Genomic DNA, 229 nt, shown 5'->3' with positions numbered 1-229 from the left:
TCCATGCTCCCGATCGATACGGTGTCCATATGCGCATCGAACAGCAGCGCGGATTCCGGCTTGCCTACCCGCAGCTCGGCAATTATATTGTCGCGGCCTTCGGCGTCCGGCTGTCTGGTCACCTTTAACCCCGCTTTGCGCATGCGCGCTTCGATATAATTGGCCACGTCTCGCTCCCCGCGCGCGCCCTCTCCGTAATGCGGGTTCACGCTTTGAATGCGCACCAAAT

1 pseudogene is annotated in these 229 nt (G+C 59.8%); it reads right to left on the bottom strand.

Annotated elements, in window-relative coordinates:
- A pseudogene (locus tag KVT38_RS34465) lies at positions 1 to 229 on the bottom strand (M20 family metallopeptidase); the annotation flags it as partial.

Origin of the sequence: Cohnella sp. GbtcB17 (assembly GCF_019091135.1) — a bacterium.
Classification (GTDB): Bacteria; Bacillota; Bacilli; order Paenibacillales; family Paenibacillaceae; genus Cohnella.
The sequence above is the reverse complement of the archived record's forward strand: the minus strand, read 5'-3'. Positions and strand labels throughout refer to the sequence as shown.